This is a genomic window from Streptomyces sp. NPDC005281 (assembly GCF_040607495.1).
Classification (GTDB): domain Bacteria; phylum Actinomycetota; class Actinomycetes; order Streptomycetales; family Streptomycetaceae; genus Streptomyces.
In genome coordinates this window covers 96634-113111 of sequence record NZ_JBEXGX010000029.1, presented here as the reverse complement: position 1 = coordinate 113111, position 16478 = coordinate 96634, and the positions used below count along the sequence as shown (strand labels likewise).

The 16478-nt window shown below is 69.1% G+C and carries 17 protein-coding genes and 5 pseudogenes; 13 read left to right on the top strand and 9 right to left on the bottom strand.

Annotated features, from left to right (window positions below; genetic code table 11):
* From ABZV42_RS32675 to ABZV42_RS32660, 4 genes are all read right to left on the bottom strand, one after another.
* Positions 1 to 133, bottom strand: a 133-nt coding sequence (locus tag ABZV42_RS32675) for a helix-turn-helix domain-containing protein (protein ID WP_356055020.1), incomplete at its 3' end; no start/stop codon positions are given.
* Between the two features lie 296 nt (positions 134 to 429).
* The gene (locus tag ABZV42_RS32670; protein ID WP_356055012.1) at positions 430 to 816 is read right to left on the bottom strand and encodes a fic family toxin-antitoxin system, toxin component; all 387 of its coding nucleotides are present in this window, start codon (positions 814 to 816) and stop codon (positions 430 to 432) included.
* Positions 813 to 1094: a DUF1778 domain-containing protein gene (locus ABZV42_RS32665; protein WP_356055018.1), complete on the bottom strand. Its 282-nt coding sequence runs from the start codon at positions 1092 to 1094 to the stop codon at positions 813 to 815. Before ABZV42_RS32665 ends, ABZV42_RS32670 begins: the two co-directional genes overlap by 4 nt.
* Positions 1095 to 1459: 365 nt before the next feature.
* A complete protein-coding gene (locus tag ABZV42_RS32660; protein WP_356055010.1) occupies positions 1460 to 1837 on the bottom strand; it encodes a metalloregulator ArsR/SmtB family transcription factor in 378 nt (125 codons plus the stop codon).
* 307 nt (positions 1838 to 2144) lie between these two features.
* Between ABZV42_RS32660 and ABZV42_RS32655 the strand changes: the two are divergent.
* The 4 genes and pseudogenes from ABZV42_RS32655 (at position 2145) to ABZV42_RS32640 (ending at position 5019) form a co-directional block, all read left to right on the top strand.
* Positions 2145 to 3502, top strand: a pseudogene (locus tag ABZV42_RS32655) (FAD-dependent oxidoreductase).
* A 28-nt stretch (positions 3503 to 3530) separates the two neighbouring features.
* Complete coding sequence (locus ABZV42_RS32650) at positions 3531 to 3989, top strand: ArsI/CadI family heavy metal resistance metalloenzyme (RefSeq protein WP_356055008.1); 459 nt, start codon at positions 3531 to 3533, stop codon at positions 3987 to 3989.
* 8 nt (positions 3990 to 3997) lie between these two features.
* Positions 3998 to 4132 (top strand): annotated as a pseudogene (locus tag ABZV42_RS32645) (MFS transporter); the annotation flags it as partial.
* 144 nt (positions 4133 to 4276) lie between these two features.
* Positions 4277 to 5019 (top strand): annotated as a pseudogene (locus ABZV42_RS32640) (SOS response-associated peptidase).
* 104 nt (positions 5020 to 5123) lie between these two features.
* Here the strand turns inward: ABZV42_RS32640 and ABZV42_RS32635 are convergent.
* Positions 5124 to 5393, bottom strand: a complete 270-nt coding sequence (locus ABZV42_RS32635; RefSeq protein ID WP_355991527.1) for a GlsB/YeaQ/YmgE family stress response membrane protein — start codon at positions 5391 to 5393, stop codon at positions 5124 to 5126.
* Positions 5394 to 5614: 221 nt separating this feature from the next.
* On the opposite strand from ABZV42_RS32635, the gene ABZV42_RS32630 reads away from it, so the two are divergent.
* Positions 5615 to 7150: a CYTH and CHAD domain-containing protein gene (locus ABZV42_RS32630; protein WP_356055006.1), complete on the top strand. Its 1536-nt coding sequence runs from the start codon at positions 5615 to 5617 to the stop codon at positions 7148 to 7150.
* Between the two features lie 175 nt (positions 7151 to 7325).
* A complete protein-coding gene (locus tag ABZV42_RS32625) occupies positions 7326 to 7700 on the top strand; it encodes a VOC family protein (protein ID WP_355991524.1) in 375 nt (124 codons plus the stop codon).
* Positions 7701 to 7921: 221 nt separating this feature from the next.
* On the opposite strand, the gene ABZV42_RS32620 is transcribed toward ABZV42_RS32625, so the two are convergent.
* Together ABZV42_RS32620 and ABZV42_RS32615 are read right to left on the bottom strand one after the other, a co-directional pair.
* Positions 7922 to 8188 carry a DUF4235 domain-containing protein gene (locus tag ABZV42_RS32620; RefSeq protein WP_356055004.1) on the bottom strand — a complete coding sequence of 89 codons (267 nt, stop codon included), beginning with the start codon at positions 8186 to 8188 and terminating at the stop codon, positions 7922 to 7924.
* Between the two features lie 242 nt (positions 8189 to 8430).
* Positions 8431 to 8805 carry a hypothetical protein gene (locus ABZV42_RS32615; protein ID WP_356055002.1) on the bottom strand — a complete coding sequence of 125 codons (375 nt, stop codon included), beginning with the start codon at positions 8803 to 8805 and terminating at the stop codon, positions 8431 to 8433.
* A gap of 910 nt (positions 8806 to 9715) precedes the next feature.
* Here ABZV42_RS32615 and ABZV42_RS32610 point away from each other — a divergent pair.
* The 3 genes and pseudogenes from ABZV42_RS32610 to ABZV42_RS32600 form a co-directional block, all read left to right on the top strand.
* Positions 9716 to 10270: a hypothetical protein gene (locus tag ABZV42_RS32610; RefSeq protein ID WP_356055000.1), complete on the top strand. Its 555-nt coding sequence runs from the start codon at positions 9716 to 9718 to the stop codon at positions 10268 to 10270.
* Between the two features lie 30 nt (positions 10271 to 10300).
* Positions 10301 to 10921, top strand: a complete 621-nt coding sequence (locus ABZV42_RS32605) for a hypothetical protein (RefSeq protein WP_356054998.1) — start codon at positions 10301 to 10303, stop codon at positions 10919 to 10921.
* Between the two features lie 57 nt (positions 10922 to 10978).
* Positions 10979 to 11311: pseudogene (locus tag ABZV42_RS32600) on the top strand (SpoIIE family protein phosphatase); the annotation flags it as partial.
* A gap of 189 nt (positions 11312 to 11500) precedes the next feature.
* Here the strand turns inward: ABZV42_RS32600 and ABZV42_RS32595 are convergent.
* Positions 11501 to 11854 (bottom strand): PRC-barrel domain-containing protein, encoded by a 354-nt coding sequence (locus tag ABZV42_RS32595; RefSeq protein WP_356054996.1) that lies wholly within the window; start codon positions 11852 to 11854, stop codon positions 11501 to 11503.
* A 215-nt stretch (positions 11855 to 12069) separates the two neighbouring features.
* Positions 12070 to 12221 (bottom strand): annotated as a pseudogene (locus ABZV42_RS32590) (hydrophobic protein).
* 146 nt (positions 12222 to 12367) lie between these two features.
* Here ABZV42_RS32590 and ABZV42_RS32585 point away from each other — a divergent pair.
* From ABZV42_RS32585 to ABZV42_RS32570, 4 genes are all read left to right on the top strand, one after another.
* Positions 12368 to 12739 (top strand): hypothetical protein, encoded by a 372-nt coding sequence (locus tag ABZV42_RS32585; RefSeq protein WP_356054994.1) that lies wholly within the window; start codon positions 12368 to 12370, stop codon positions 12737 to 12739.
* A gap of 503 nt (positions 12740 to 13242) precedes the next feature.
* Positions 13243 to 13395, top strand: a complete 153-nt coding sequence (locus ABZV42_RS32580) for a hypothetical protein (protein ID WP_356054992.1) — start codon at positions 13243 to 13245, stop codon at positions 13393 to 13395.
* Positions 13392 to 14708, top strand: coding sequence for a protein kinase (locus ABZV42_RS32575; RefSeq protein ID WP_356054990.1), 1317 nt, complete (start codon positions 13392 to 13394; stop codon positions 14706 to 14708). Before ABZV42_RS32580 ends, ABZV42_RS32575 begins: the two co-directional genes overlap by 4 nt.
* A 611-nt stretch (positions 14709 to 15319) precedes the next feature.
* The gene (locus ABZV42_RS32570; protein WP_356054988.1) at positions 15320 to 16330 is read left to right on the top strand and encodes an AI-2E family transporter; all 1011 of its coding nucleotides are present in this window, start codon (positions 15320 to 15322) and stop codon (positions 16328 to 16330) included.
* Positions 16331 to 16478: the final 148 nt, after the last annotated feature.

Sequence of the window (16478 nt, the reverse complement as noted above, 5' to 3'; positions counted from 1 at the left end):
AGGCCCGGGTGCGCTCCTCCAACGCCTTGTTGTACACGAGACGGACGCAGCCGAACGTGCGCGACAGCTCGGCTGCCTGCTCGTCCGCCGGATAGCAGCGGTACTTGAAAGCCCGCTTGACCTGCTGCGTCACATATCACACGGTATCAAATTCCGTGTAAGCGACGGCTGTCCGCCGGTCGGCAGGGAATGCCGGTCCGCCCTGCCAGCGAACCGGCTTTCCCAGCCCTGCTCCGCAGGAACTTCGTTTCCTCCCCGTCCTGAAGGCCGGGGTATCCACGAAGGAGAAACCCGATGATCGTGGCCTCGCCGTGCGCGGTGGTCCTGGCGACGATGCCGCCGCTGCTGCTGCACGAGAAGCTCGCCCGCGCGGCGTCCGCAGAGAGCCTGTCCATGCCGAATCCGCCCACCCGGAGTTCCGGCACAGGGTCAGGAGACACTCCATGCGCGCAGTTGACGGCCCATCAAGCCAACACCCATCGCACCGGATGCCGCGTCCCTGACCAGCGCGACCGCCTCCTTCGGCGGGTAGTCGAGACGGCACCCGTTCAATCCCAGGTACGCCTCCGCGCAGTGCCAGGCGAAAGCCTCGTTGGAGTGCTCCAGACACGGCAGCCTCACCAGCGTCTGCAGCAGCGCCGCCGCCTTGAGGAACACGGACCCGTAGACATCGTGCTCCAAGGCCCGGGCATTGACCCGGGCAACGGCCGCGTACAACGGACCCAAATCGTCCACCTGCGGATCACCGGGAAGCAGCTCGGCCGCATGCAGCAAGAATGCGACATCGAGAGGTTGGAGCGGTTCGTGCTGCGTCACGCGGCGTGACCCCGCTCCTGCTGCTCCTCAAGAGCCTGCCGCGCAGCCAGCTCGGCAGCACGCTGCTCCGCGCCGGGATCAGCCGCGCCGGCGCCTTCTGCGAACACGTCGCCGCTGCGGGACATCGACTCCTTGAAGGCGTCGAGGAAGCGTGCCTCCACGGCAGTGGCGCGAGCGTATGCAGCGGACAGGATGTACTCCTGCAGGCTGACGCCCTCCTGCCGCGCGGCGGCCTCGATCGCGGCGCGCTGGGCCGGATCGGGAAAGCGTAGGTTCATAGCTTTGGGCTGCGACATGGTACCGATGGTACCGTCGGTACCATCGACTGACCAGACGCTCAGGCGAGAGCTCTTTCGGCTCGGGTGGAGCCGGCACTCAAGCCCCTCAGTCGTGCGCTGGGCGTTGGGAACATGTCCCCGGCGGTTGCCGTGAGCTTGCATCGAGGGCGACGAACCGGTGCTCGGGCAGCTTGGCGGCGTCGAGCACCTGCCAGGTGGGGCGCTCGTCTCGAAGGTCGTATTGCCCTCGTTGATCCCAGCCTGGTAGATCGCCAGGATTTCGTCGGCGTGCGCGTTGGCCATGGGCGTGACGGTCATGCTGGTGGGCTGGACGCGGTTGCGTTCTTCCGCGATTCCGGCAGTCGTCAGGCCGCAGCAGGTGCAATGGTCAGCAGCTTGCCCATTGCGGTCAGAACCGACGGCTCGACCCGGTAGTACACCCACGTTCCGCGCCGTTCCGAGGTCAGCAGACCCGCATCCTTGAGCTTCTTCAGGTGGTGCGAGACGGTCGGCTGGGAGACGCCGACGTCGGAGATGTCGCACACGCACGCCTCGCCGCCCTCGTGCGAGGCGACGGCCGAGAACAGTCGCAGCCGGACCGGATCGCCCAGGGCCTTGAACATCCGGGCGGCGGTCTCGGCCTCCTCCGCGGTGAACGGGCGCTCGGTGAGCGGCGGGCAGCACGGCGTCACGGAATCGGAAACCTCGGGCTGAAGCAGCGGCAGCACCTTCGTATTCGACATGCATCTATGTTGACATACGTCGAACCAAGTGGGCGAGGGTGCGCGACTCGGCCCGGGCGGGGCTGACAGGCGGGCGACGCGCGATGCGGCCGAGACTCCGGCCGATGCCGCACAGGGGCGTGGCCTCCAGTAGGCGCGGGCTGGCCGTGGCCGATCGTTCTCACGTCGACGTGCCCCACGAGCGCACCCCTCCAGATTCGATGCATGTCTATGTTGACGTTCATCGATACAGGTGCCATGCTGACCGCGCAAGCCATCGACAAATGTCGAATCAAAGGGGAATCTCGTGGCCGTGTCCATCGAAGCCGTGCCCACCGCCGGCCATCTGCCCGTCGTGGTCATCGGAGCCGGCCCCGTCGGCCTGGCCGCCGCCGCCCACCTCGTCGAGCGCGGTCTCGAACCGCTGGTGCTGGAAGCCGGATCGAGTGCCGGCACGGCCGTCCGCGATTGGGCGCACGTGCGGCTGTTCTCCCCGTGGGCCGAGGTCATCGACCCCGCCGCCGAGAAGCTCCTCGCCCCGACCGGCTGGCTTCGCCCCGACGGCGCCTACCCGACCGGCGGTGACTGGGCGGAGAAGTACCTGCAGCCGCTCGCCGACACCCTGGGCGACAAGGTTCGCTACGGCGCCACCGTCACCGGCGTCGCCCGCGCCGGACGTGACCGCATCGTCGACGCCGGACGCGACGAGCAGCCCTTCACCGTCCACATCCAGCTCGCCGACGGCCATGAGGAGCGCGTCACCGCCCGCGCCGTCATCGACGCTTCCGGCACCTGGTCCACCCCCAGCCCGATGGGCGCCGACGGGCTGCCCGCCCTCGGCGAGAAGTCGGCCACCGACCGCGTCTCCTACCGCGTCCCCGACCTCACCGACCCGGCCGTGCGCGCCCGGTACGCGGGCAGGCGCACCGCCGTCGTCGGCTCGGGCGCCTCCGCCTTCACCGCACTCGCGACCCTGGCCGACCTGGCCAAGGACGAAGCGGGCACGCACGCCGTGTGGATCCTGCGCCGCGGCATCGGCACGAGCACCTACGGCGGCGGAGAGGCCGACGAGCTCCCTGCCCGAGGCGCACTGGGGCTGCGCGCGAAGGCCGCCGTCGAGGCGGGCCACGCCAGCGCGGCCACCGGGTTCCGCACCGAGGCCGTCGAACGCGACTCCGACGGCCGCCTGATCCTGGTCGCCGAGGACGGTCGCCGCCTCGACCCGGTCGACGAGGTCATCGTCCTCACCGGCCTGCGCCCCGACCTCTCCTTCCTCTCCGAGGTCCACCTCGGCCTCGACGACCGCCTCCAGGCCCCGACCGATCTCGCCCCGCTCATCGACCCCAACGTCCACTCCTGCGGAACCGTCTACCCGCACGGCGTCGGCGAGCTCTCCCACCCCGAGCAGGACATCTACCTGGTCGGCATGAAGTCCTACGGCCGCGCCCCCACGTTCCTGGCGATGACCGGCTACGAGCAGGTCCGCTCCATCACCGCCGCTCTCGCCGGAGACCGCGAAGCCGCCGAACGCGTCGAGCTGACCCTCCCCGAGACCGGCGTGTGCGGCGGCGCCGGCCTGTTCGACGACCCCGACGCCGCCCAGAGCAGCGAGGCAGGCGGGTGCTGCGCGGCCCCGGCCACCCTGCAGATCGCGTCGGCGCCCCGGCCGCATCCGGCGGCTGCTGAACCCGCAATCCCCTCAAGGAGGTTCGTCATGTCCCGTGTACAGCTCGCCCTCCGCGTCCCCGACCTGGAGGCGTCCATCGCCTTCTACAGCAAGCTGTTCGGTGCCGAGCCCGCCAAACTCCGCGACGGCTACGCCAACTTCGCCATCGCCGAACCCCCGCTCAAGCTCGTCCTCGTCCAAGGCACCCAAGGCGAGACAACCCGCATGGACCACCTCGGCGTCGAGGTCGACTCGACCGAGGCCGTCCACGCCGCCACCGCCCGCCTGAGCGAGGCCGGACTGGCCACCGACGTCGAGAACGACACCACCTGCTGTTACGCCCTCCAGGACAAGGTCTGGGTCCACGGCCCCGGCAAGGAGCCCTGGGAGGTGTACGTCGTCAAGGCCGACGCCGACTCCCTGGCCAAGCAGCAGGGCAGCACCTGCTGCACCGGAACCGGGAAGGCCGAACCGAAGGAAGCGGCCGTCGCGGGCGGCTGCTGCTGACCTCGCCGATGACCAACCTCCACACCAGCGGGGCCGCGACCGGATCGGGGGACCGGACGCGGCCCCGCGCCGCCCTGCCCGCCCTCTGCGTCACGCAGATCACCAGCTGGGGCATCGTCTACTACGCCTTCCCCGTCCTGAACCGGTCCTCGGGAAAGACGAGGGGGTCAGCCGACTCGCAGGAGGGTGGTGACGGGGCGGATCGCGTCGGGGCCGAAGTTCAAGGCCTCGGGTGACAACAGTGTCGACGCGGGGCGCGCGCCTTTCGGCGGTGAAAGAGTGGAGGCATGTGTGGTCGGTACGCATCCACTCGCAGCCCGCAGGAGCTGGCCCCGCTCTTCCGCGTGCCCGACGTACCCGCACGGGAGACGCTCGCGCCGAACTGGAACGTCGCCCCGACCGATGACGTGTGGGCCGTCCTTGAACGCACACCTCGCGGCAAGGACGACACCGGTCCAGCGGAACGGGAGCTGCGACCGCTGCGCTGGGGGCTGGTCCCATCCTGGGCGAAGGGCGCGACGGCCGGCGCCCGGATGATCAACGCACGGGTCGAGACGGTGCACGAAAAGCCCGCGTTCCGCCGTGCGTTCACCCGCCACCGCTGCCTGCTGCCCGCCGACGGCTTCTACGAATGGGAGCAGGTCGAAGACCCCGGCACCGGCAAGGTGCGCAAGCAGCCGTACTTCATCCACCCCGAGGACGATCAGGTGATGGCGCTTGCCGGGCTGTACGCGTACTGGCGCGACCAGACGGTTCAGCAGGACGATGACCCAGCCGCCTGGCTGATGACCTGCACCATCATCACCACCGAAGCCACCGACACCGCTGGCCGCGTCCACCCCCGCATGCCGCTCGCCCTCACCCCCGAGCACTACGACGCCTGGCTGGACCCCGATCATCAGGATCCCGACGAGCTGCGGGCCTGCTCGGTCAGCCGGCCAACGGCCACCTGGATGCCCGCCCCGTCTCCACCGCCGTCAACAACGTCCGCAACAACGGTCCCCAACTCCTGGACGAACTCATCTCCTAGACCCTGCACCCCGGCGCCCCCGTGAGCCCGCCGGGCACGGCTACGGCTCCGCCCCGGGACAGAGAGAAGAGAGTGGAGCCGCTGTGGCGAAGGAGCGACGGCGGTCAGGCGTGGCGGCGGTTTCCGGTGATGACCCGGTACAGGGCGAGGAGGATCAGCGAGCCGACGATGGCGGCGATCCAGGTGGAGAGGTCGAAGAAGCCGTCGATGGAGTCGACACCGAAGATGACCTTGCCGAGCCAGCCGCCGAGGAGGCCTCCTGCGATGCCGATGAGCATCGTGATGATGATGCCGCCCGGGTCCCTGCCCGGCATGAGCGCCTTGGCGATAAGGCCGGCGAGCAGACCGATGAGTATCCACGCGATGATGCCCATTTGTGTCTCCTACCTGGTCGTATAAAGACTGTGTCAAAGGGCCTTGTGATCGGTGTCCGCGATTTCAAACCCACCCTGCGGGGGCCCGCGAGCATGTCACCCAACTCGCCGGCGCATCGCGACAGCGGACCACAGGCAGGCAACCAAGCGGCTAGCCGACCCCAAAAGTGCAAGCAGCGATCAATACGTTTGAATCCTGAAAATGGGTCTACGCGGTTGATATGGCTCGTTCGACGCGAGAGACAGAACGCACATACGCCGTGCCCGACGCCGACATCTCCTGGCTGCCCGCCCTGGCCGGCGCCAGCCGCATCGCCTCCGTGGCGGACCAGGGGGTGCAGGAGCTGGACGCCGTCTACTACGACAGCAGCGACCTGCGACTGACACGCAGCCATGCATCCCTGCGCCGCAGGACGGGTGGCACCGATGCCGGCTGGCACCTGAAACTCCCCCTCCCGGGCGACAGCCGTGAGGAGATCCAGGCCCCTCTCGGCGCAAAGGACGCTCCTGAGGAACTGCGGGATCTCACGCTCTCCCGCACTCGCGGCGCAGCGCTGCGGCCCGTGATGCGGATCCGCTCCAGCCACTCCCTGCACCATCTCCTCGATGCGGAAGGCGACGTCCTGGCGAAGCTGAGCATGGACGAGGTGTCCGCCGAGGCACTCCTCGACGACAAAGGACGCACGGCCTGGACGGAGATGGAGGTCGAACTCGTCCACAGCGACCCGGCCCTTCTGGACAGCGTCGAGAAAGCGGTGCGCAAGCGCGGTCTCCACCAGGCACAGAGCCCGTCCAAGGTGCTCCGTGCGTTGACGGAGACGACGTCCATCCTGCAACACGCGACTGAAGCCCGTGCTGACCTTGAGCCGGGAACGGCCGGCTCGTACGTGCTCGCATACATCGCCCGACTCGTCGACGCCCTCACGGACCTTGACCCCGCAGTCCGCCGCGACGTGCCCGACTCCGTCCACCAGATGCGCACCACAGCACGCCGCCTGCGCGGCTGCCTGCGTTCCTACCGCCCCGTCCTCGACAGGGAAGCCACCGACCCCATCCGCCGTGATCTGAAGTGGCTCGCAGGCGAACTCGGCCAGGAACGCGACCACGAAGTGCTGCGCGAGCGGCTCACCTCGGGCCTGCGGGAACTGCCCGGCGAGCTGGTCCTTGGCCCGGCCGAGGCACGGCTCAAGGTCTGGGACGTGGCGCGGCAGACCGAGGCCCGACGCCGCACTCTCGAGGCGCTCGCATCGCCCCGCTACCTGAACCTGCTGCAGGACCTGAAGTCCCTCACCGAAGTACCACCGTTGCACGCAGCCAAAGCGGTCGGCAAGCCCGGGAAAGTCCTCGGCAAGGCACTTCGCAAGGAGTACCGCCGACTCGCCAGGCGCATGGAACCGGCACTCGCCATGGTGCCGGGCCCCGAACGGGACACCGCGATCCACCATGCCCGCAAAGCCGCCAAGAGGCTGCGCTACGCCTCCGAGGCGGCCCGTCCGGCCCTGGGCCGTCCCGCACGGCGACTTGGCAAGCGTGTCAAGGCTGTGCAGCGGGTGAGCGGAGCCCAGCACGACAGTGTGGTGACGCGTGACGCCCTGCGCCAGCTCGCCGTCTCCGCCCACGCGGCAGGGGAGCCCGGCTTCACCTGGGGCATCCTGCACGGTCGGGAGGCGGCCGCGGCCGGCGCACGGGAGCGACAGCTTCCCCAGGCCTGGGCCAAGGCCCGCGCAGCGGCGCGGAAGAAGGCGCCTTGGTCCTGAGATGCCTGGGCGGCGCCCCAGCGCAATCCCGCCAACGGGCCAGGCATCCCCGGCCAGACGCCTCTCGGCACCGAAGCACCGTGCGCACCACGTTCTTCCTCGAGGAGCCACCTCCAGCTGAGCTGGACCGGGAACGCCGTGAGTCAGAACGAGTGCCGGGGGAACTGCTGAAGGCATGACGACAACGCTTGGTGCCTTTGTGCTGGGCACTCCCGACCCTCCCGCCCTGGCTGACTTCTATCGGGCCCTGCTGGGCTGGCAAGAAGTCGATCGCCAACCGCAGTGGGTACGCCTGAGGCATCCGGAGCGAGAACGCCCCGGCCTCAGCTTCCAGCTGGAGACCGATCACACTCCACCGGTATGGCCGCAGCGCCCGGGAGTGCAGCAGATGCAGGCCCACTTGGATGTGCAGGTGGACGACCTGGAGGCGGAGACCGCACGCGCCTGTGCCCTGGGTGCGACGCTGGAGGCTCATCAGCCTCAGAAGGACGTAAGAGTCCTCCGCGATCCCCACGGCCATCTGTTCTGCCTGTTCCTGCCAGGTGCCTGAACACGATGCCCGCCGACGGATGCGCGGTTGAGCGTGGGGCGGCCCCACCGGCAGTGGGCCTGCCGGGGGCTCGGATGAGGGAGCGCGGACGTCGCAGAGGCCGGTAGCGAGTTCGGGACCCGCACGGTGGGACGGGTCTTCGGCCCGCGGAGCGTCGACGGTCTCCCGCTCCATCCCGGCGTGCCGGCCGGGAATCCGCGATCGGCGGCCCCGTTCTTCTATCAGCTGGGCCAGGTGCCGGTCAGGCGCCGTATGGTGGCGGCGCCGGTGCGGTCGACGGCGGCTTTGACGCCAGCGAAGATGGCACCTTGGACAGTCGCGGCCAGGAGCACCTCGCTCCACTTACGATCTTCGTCGGTGGCGTCGGGTGCGTCCTCGTTGCGACCGAGCACCTTCCACGTCTGTTTGAACGCGGCGCCAGCGATCATGCCGCTGACGGCTCCCAGGGCGATCCCGACTGGTTTGTAAACGATTTTCGAGGCTTTCATCGGGGCTCCTTCGTGGCTACCGGCTGCTTCAGCCGGGGATGGGAGAAAGCGGGTCGCAGACGTCGGCTCGATCCGACGCCACAGTCAGCGCGAGCCAGAAGCAGGGCGATGTTCCCAGAACCCGCTGTCGGGCTGTTCCCTGATGCGCTTCTGCGGTGGAGCCTTCTACGAGCGGGGTCTCGCCCGGCGGTAGGAGGGGATGCGTCGCGCACTTGGGGACGGCGCCGGCGGGCCCGGGAATGTCAGCGGCTCTCTCGGGCGCCGCTGATGGCGGCTGCTTCGCACGGGACTCCCCATCCTGCAGCGAATCCCGCGATCTTCGTGCGCTGCTTCCCGTCGAGGACGCGGCCGAAGGCGACCGCGTCGCACAGGTCCGCCGTGGCACGGCAGAAACTCACGGCCCGCAGCGCGTGAGGACCGCGATCCAGGATCGTGGCGCCGCCGATGACGGTGTCCCGGGCGCCGATGGCGCGAATCAGGGTCGCGGTCGCCGGCGGAGCCTCGCTGTCCGGGCCGGTCATGCCGCAGGGGCGAGCTAGCCCCTTGGGCCGCACCATGATCGCTGCACTGTAGGCGGCGGTCGCCAGTCCCAGAAGCCGTACGAGTCGCATAGCCATTCGCATGCCTCCTTCATCACCTGCGCGGACCTTCTTCAGCAGTCGTAACGCACCGGCCCGGGCTGGCCTGAACTGAGTGCCCCATCTGCGTCGAGATATCCCGCGAGCGGTCCCTGGGGCCAGGCGCCGTAGGCCGGCTCATGGCGGCGGGTTCCCACCACCGCTCCAATTGGCCCACGTTCGCAGGCGTGGTCGGCGTTGCTCAGAAGCGGGCCCTGCCTCCCAACTGGCCAGAGCCGCAGAATCGGCCGAGGTCCACCACCCGGGGGAAGACGCCCCTCACGGCAGTTGAAGAAGTCCTGCACCGTCCGACCCGCCCGGGGTCCGGGGCCTTCGTGGCGGGCTGCACGGGCTGCTGTCCCACAGTTCGATCCGCAGCGCGTTGCCGGTGAGCCGCAGTGCGTGCCTTCGCTGATCGTTGAAGGAGCCCCTATGGCGATCGTCGTGACGCGCGAGCTGCGCGCGGATCTCAAGGACTTCGGGCCGGGCGACTCGGCCCGGGTATCGAGGCGGTACACGCGGCACCAGCCGAGGCGGGTCTTGCGGCGGGTCGATAGCGGACATGGAGCGGCTGGACTATCAGGCGGCGGGACCGGGCGCGTCATAGCTGCTGCCCCACGTGACCCGATGGAAGTGCTGCGGCTGTGCTGAGGTACTTCGATCGTTGGAGTTCCCCTCGGGCTGCTCGCTGGGGCGTGGGTGAGGTCGGCGAGGGCTCGGCGCGGAACGGTACCGGCGTGAGGTGGTGCCACCGGCAGGGGCCGTCACCTCCGCGTGCGCCCTCAGAACCGGGCCGGACAAGACGTGCCTTCGTGAGGCGAATTCGGTGGCGGGCGAGTGAAACGCGGCAGCACGGGGACTCGCCGAATGGAAGGAAATGACCGAATCGTTTTGTGAGGAGCGTGAAGTCATGTCGACGGGAACTCTGCTGGCCATCATCGTTCCGATCGTCGTGGTGATCGCTCTGATCGTGGCGGCTGTCTTCGTGATGCGGCGCCGTCGCCTGCAGGAGCGTTTCGGACCGGAGTACGACCGGACCCTTGAGCAAGCCGACGACCGGCATGCCGCCGAGCGTGAACTCCGTGAGCGTCAGCGCCGACACGACGCGCTGGATATCCGCCCCTTGTCCGACAGCGTGCGTGACCGCTACACGCGAGAGTGGACGAACGTCCAGGACGAGTTCGTGGACCGGCCGGAAGACGCCGTGCACGACGCGGACCAACTGGTGACGGCCCTCATGCGGGATCGCGGATACCCGACGGAAGGGTTCGACCAGCAGATACGGGATCTCTCGGTCGACCATGGCCAGACCCTCCAGCACTACCGGGCCGCGCACCAGGTGGAGACCCTCAGCACTCGCCACCGGGCGACAACTGAGCAACTGCGCGGCGCGATGGTCCACTACCGCGCGCTCTTCGACGAGCTCCTCTCCGATGGCGGCCGGGCACGTCCAGCCGCTTCCTGATCACGGCCACCACCCGCGAGGAGGACCACGATGCACCGCAACGACGACAGCGGCACGACGCCCGGAAGCCTGAGCACCGAGGATCTTGCCCGCCCCACCGACACCTCGGAAGAAGTCGGTACCCCGCAGGACGACACATCCCGGGCGCCGGCCTACCCCGGCGAGTCCACGGCGACGCCAGGGGCGGACGGTTTGGGCGACCAGGCCGGCGCGACCGCCGCCGCGGACAGGGAGAGCGCCCGGGCCGATGAGCGGCAGGGCGGCGACGCCTTTGCCGCGGCCGCGGTCGGTACACGCGAGAAGACCGGAGCGCCGACGGATGCGACCGACTCCCCTCCAGGCCGCCTGCCTGCCTCGGCCGAGTCCGCATCGGATGACGAAGTGCCCGAGCTGCTGACGGCCGACGACGACCGTCGCTTCCGGAACCACTGGCAGGCGATCCAAAACCAGTTCGTGGACGACCCGCGTGAGGCCGTGCACGCCGCCGACGCCCTTGTCGCCGACCTGATGCAGACCCTGGCCACTACTTTCGCCCAGCACAAGCAGGATCTGGAAGGCCAGTGGGGACATGACAAGCAAGTAGACACCGAGGAGCTGCGCAGGGCGCTGCGCCGCTACCGCTCCTTCTTCAACCGCCTCCTGAGCACTTGATCGGGAGTTTCTGAGCGATACAGAGGGAAAGGCACCGGCACGATCGGGCCGGTGTTGATGGCGGAAGACCTGTTGGGCCGCTGCCCCGCAGGCAGCGTGAGTCAGGAATCCCCCTGCTTCAGCTGGGGGAGGATTCAATTGCCACCTCTGCTCCTGGGGCCCGTCGGGGTGCCCCGCTATTTGAGAGACCAGGGCCCGCTCCTGGGCCTGGGTCTGCCGCAGCCCGGGGCTGTCAGCCATCGCGCCGAGCCGGGCAGCCGGCTCGGCATGATCACCGATGGGCTCATCGAGACCCGCGACAGCGAACTCAACAAGCGCCTCGACCTTCTGAGCGCTGTTGTGGCAGAGGGGCCTGGGGAGCCGGAGGCGTTGTGCACCCACTTGGTGGATGCCTTCGGAGAGACCCTGACGACGACATCATCGTCTTCGCTGCCCGCCCTCATCCGCCCCAGCCCCCGATGTCCGGAGCTGGCTGACCGGCAAGTGCCGGCCAGGCAGGTCGGTCGTCCGCATGCTGCACGAGGCGGGTGGCGAACAGAAGTCTGTTCGCCACCCGCCCCTCGTGCCGGTGCTGTGAGGTCAGATCGTGCGCAGGCCCGTGTAGTAGCCGCCGACCCGCTCGTGATAGTCGGCGTCGCCGAGGTGCTTGTCCTGGACGAACTCGGGGGAGTGCTTGATCTCGTCCTTGGTGAGAGCGACGTAGATCTTCTGCTCCTGCTGGTCGACCGACTGCACGGTGCCGGCCGGAAGCAGGACGTGCTTGCCGAAGATCCATACGCCGGTGTCGACGACGAGGTAGGAGGAGTCGACCTCGTCCGAGTGCTTGTCGACCTTCCCGATGCTGCCGTCGGTGGCCTCGACCTTGTATCCGATCAGGTCGGTGCCCGCGATGTAGCCGGCGGTCGGCTGATAGCCCCAGATGCTGTCACTCATACGAAAGGCTCCCTCATCGAAATTCGTTGAATCCGCAGCTGAACTACGGGATCTGTCGAGGTGTCACCGAAATTCGATGACGTTTCCTCGCGGAGTCGGGTTCCCGGGCATTGGGGCCCGACACATTCTGACCCGTAGAAACGTTCGGATGGCTGGAAGTGCTGTACCGGGTACCGGGGTTCCTGGCGCCGCAGCGCCCTCCGGGCCGACAAAGCTCAGGCCGCCCACCAGCGATACCAGCTGCCTGCCCCGGGACGGATGACGAAGCCGATGGCCCACACGATCAGCACGATGACAGCGACCCACCACAGGCCTTCAGTGCGAAACCGGCACCGAAGAGGATCAAGGCGAACAGAAGAACGAGCAGGAACCATAGGTATCAACCTCCGGGCCACCGTGTGCCCTGTGGATTTCACCTATTTCCTGAAGAGCGCTACGCCGTGCAAAGCCCCTTCTAAGGCGTCGCGCTTTGGAAACGGATACGGGGTGAACTATTCCCAGCGGGACAGATGAGTGGCTGTGGCAGCGGCCGCGCCTCAGGCCAAGAACAAGGCCAGTAGGCGGTACCAGCCGGTCCCGAACTCGACCGCTCTGTCAGGTCACCGGTTCACCGTGGAGCTCGACCAGGGCGTACTGCGGGAGCGGGTCGGGAGCGTCCACTACGCGATGGAGTCCTCCGACTGCTACGGCACCGTGACTCTGACCGCGGTCGCCGGCACGGACCAGGTGACCCTCGGGGAGAGCATCCAGTCCGGCAACTGCATCACGAACGGCCGCATCACCCTGACGCTGCGCCCCGGCGACACAGTGGACTTCGCCTACGAGACGACCAAACGGGACGGCACCCGGCAGTCGGTGAAGGCGGGCCTGGAACGCGTCGCCTGACCGGCGGCAGGGACGAGCACGCCGGAGCGCTCCGAGGGGGCGCGGGGGACGAAGGCCGGAGCCGGGCGGGCGTACGTGGTCTTCATGAGCCGCCGTGCGAGCGGGCCAGAACCGCTGACGCTGAACATGAAACAGGCCAGTTCTCTCACTGTGTTGCCGACCAGTTCCCCTCCCAGCCGCTGTGAGGGGAGGGAGGGGCGCCTCCGTCCCCGGCATCCCGATCCTGCGGGCGGGGGGGCTCGCCCCAAAGGACGCCTCCAAGGCGGTGCCCATCCCGCCGCTCTCCTCCGCTCGACGGACTCCGACATCCAGGCTTGCCGGGGCGACGGCCTACCGCGCCCGACGCACGACCCCGTACCCCTGCCTTTTGGCCGGGAGTACTGCGAGGTCCCGCCCCCCCCGTCGCAGGCACCGGGGATAGGGGCGTGCCCGGTGGGTACGCGGATCCCGCAGCCGTGACAGCGGGCGTCGCCGGTCGTGTCAAGGAACCAGGGAGGTTCGAGGTGGGCTTCGTCGAGTCGGGTTTCGCTCTGGCCTCCAAAGGCAGCGCGCGGGTTTTGACGGGCCGTTACCGCCTCGACGGACTGATCGGCTCAGGCGGTGCCGCGGATGTCCACCGCGGTTCGATCTGCGGCTGCGGCGGCCAGTGGCCGTGAAGATCTTCCGGACCGGTACCGGCTTCGACACGGAGGAGGACTACCGCAGCGAAGCGGTGCTCCTGGCTCGGCTGCACCATCAGGGCCTGGTGGCCGCCTACGACGCCGGACGCCATGGCGCTGACGCCTACCTCGTCATGCAACTCATCGAGGGCCCCACCCTGAAGACCTGTATCGCCGAAGGCCCGCTGCCCTGGAAGGCCACCGCCACGCTCGGAGCCGGCCTGGCCGATGCCCTGGCCCACGCGCACGAGGCAGGAGTGGTCCACCGCGACGTGAAACCGTCCAACATCATCCTGGACGGCTTGGGCGACCCCCACCTGACCGACTTCGGCATCTCACGACTGCTGGACACCACCACCCGCACGGCCACCGGCACCCTGATCGGAACCGCGGCCTATCTGTCCCCCGAGCAGGTCCTGGGCGAGCCCGTCGGCCGGCCCGCCGACGTCTACGCCCTCGGCCTGGTCCTCCTCGAATGCCTCACCGGCCGGCTCGAGTACGATGGCGGCCCGCTGGAAGCCGCGATCGCACGGCTGCACCGCCGACCCGGCGTCCCCGACTTCGTGCCCCGGACACTCGCTGCCCTGCTGCAGCCGATGACGGCCCTCGGCGCGGAAGAGCGGCCCACGGCGCGTGACTGCGCCGACGCACTGGCCCGCCTGGCCGCCGAGCCGGCTGCGGCCCCCACGGCACCAGCCGCCCACGCCACGAGCGTTGTTGCCGCACTGCAGGCGACCACCAACGTCCGTACCCACCCGCACAACGTGCCACTGACCGGCACCGAGCAGCCCACGCCATGGCCCGTTCGGCAGACTGCTGTGCGCACCGGGCCTGTCCGGAGCCGCTTGCGGGTGGCCGGAACGGTGGCCGCACTGGCCGCGGCACTCGCCACCCTCGCCGTGGGATCCTCCGCCCACAGCTCCGGGGGTGACCGGGCAGCGTCGGCCGGCGACCGGGCCGTCCCCTCCGTCTCCCCGAAAGCGTCAGCACGCGACGACGGCAGTCACGCACCGGCCGTAACGCCGCCCGAGGGCCATTCGGCTACCGCCCGTCCGCAACGCGACTCCATACCCGGACGCGGTACACCTGCCGGCAGCCCGACCAGGGCCCCGGCCACCGGCCTGGCGCCAACCCCGCATACCGACAGGGCCGGCACGGCGGAAGGAGCCGGGCCGGACACTGCCGGCAAGGGCATCACGAAGGCACGCAAGGAGCCGCCCGGGCAGGTCCGCAAGGCCCGACAAGACGGCGGCGCAGACGAGGACAGCGATTCGCAGGGGATAGGCGGCACAACTCCTGCGAATGAATGACCTGTCAGACGCCTGCCGGTGCGTCTGGAGCATCCAGAGCGCATCGGCGGAGCACACGAACGGCACGTTCTTGACCCGGCCGTCCACCGTCCGGACAGACACGGTCCGCCGGGTCGTACTGCCGGCTCAGGCACCGCTCGTCGTACGGCTGGGCGGCCTTGGGCCGAAAGGCGACCGGCTTGGACTCGGAGCCGGATGGCTCCCGTCTCAAGAGATCGGATCTCGGCCAAGCGTTCACAGATTTCGCGTCCCGGTCGGCTCGCGACGCGCTGGGCGGGGCACGAACGCGGTACGAGCGGAGTCCGTGGGTACCCGGCTCTGTGCCGCAACGCGTCTCGGACGAACTGCTCGTGGGCGACGGCACAGGGCGGGAGGCGCTCAGGAGTGTCCCGAGCGATGTGCCCATGCCCGTTCAAGGGCAGTCGAGGAGAGGCGTCGCGATGTCTGCGCAGTCCGGGCCCGGGTCCGAGTCCGCTCCGGAGGGGCATGGTGCGGTGGAAAGGACGCGCGCACACGGCCCCGGCCTGGCGGACGCCGTGGAGATGTCTCGGAAGGCGGCCCAGGAGCAGCCGCCGCCTCGAGATCCCCGCGGCGGCCGCAGACGGTCTTGGGTGACGGTGGGGTTCGCTCTGGGCCTGGGCGCGAGTCTGGCGTGGCTCGCCGTTCAGACCGTTCTGCGGGTCAGCTCCATGCTGACCTTGCTGCTGCTGGCCGTGTTCATCGCCATCAGTCTGGAACCACTCGTCGCGTGGTTCACACGCCGGGGTCTGCGGCGCGGCTGGGCCGTCGCGATCGTGCTGACGGGATTCATCGTGGTACTCGGCGGTTTCCTGGCTCTGGTTATTCCGCCGGTGACCAAGGAGATGTCCGCAGTGGTCGACGCGGTGCCCGGCTGGTTGCAGCAGGTCCACGACCACCAGTCGGCGATCGGCCGCCTGGAGGACCGCTACCACTTGGTCGAGAAGGCCAAGCAGCAGATCGGCTCGGGAGGCGGAGCGGCCGGCCTGGCCGGGGGTGTCCTGGGCGCAGGCCAGATGGTCCTCAGTACCCTCACGTCGACGGCGATCGTGATCACGGTGACCCTGTACTGCATGGCGGCCCTGCCGGCCATCAAGCAGTTCTGCTACCGCTTCGTGGCCGCGAGCCGGCGCGAACGCGTCGAGGGCGTGGCCGAAGAGATCATGAACCGGATAGGGAAGTTCATGCTCGGCAACCTCGTCACTTCGGGGATCGCCGGCATGGCGACCTTCGCCTGGTGCGCGGGCACCGGCGTCCCTTACGCCGCCGCCCTGGGCATATTCACCGCACTGATGGACCTGATCCCGATCGTCGGCTCCACTCTCGCCGGTATCGTCGTCAGCCTCGTCGCGCTGTCCGTGTCCCTGCCCATCGCGATCGCGACCGCGGTCTTCTACGTCGTCTTCCGGGTCGCCGAGGACTACCTCATCGTGCCGAGGGCCATGAAGTTCGCGGTCGACGTCCACCCACTGGTCACCGTCCTCGCGGTGCTGGTTGGCGGGGCGCTCCTCGGTATCGTCGGCGCCCTCGTCGCCATTCCGGCGGCCGTCGCGGTCGGCCTGGTCCTCGACGAGTACGTGTTTCCTAAGAAGGAGCGAAAGTGAAGGCGCGTCGGCCCGGCGCGGGGGGTCTTCGTCGGCCTCCGGGGCACCCGTCGGCCCCGGGGGAGGGGCGCCCCGACCGGCCGCCAGGATTCGCCTCGGCCACGAGAGCGACTCGTCGTCGGGTCTGCGGCTCGATCAGATCGGCGCG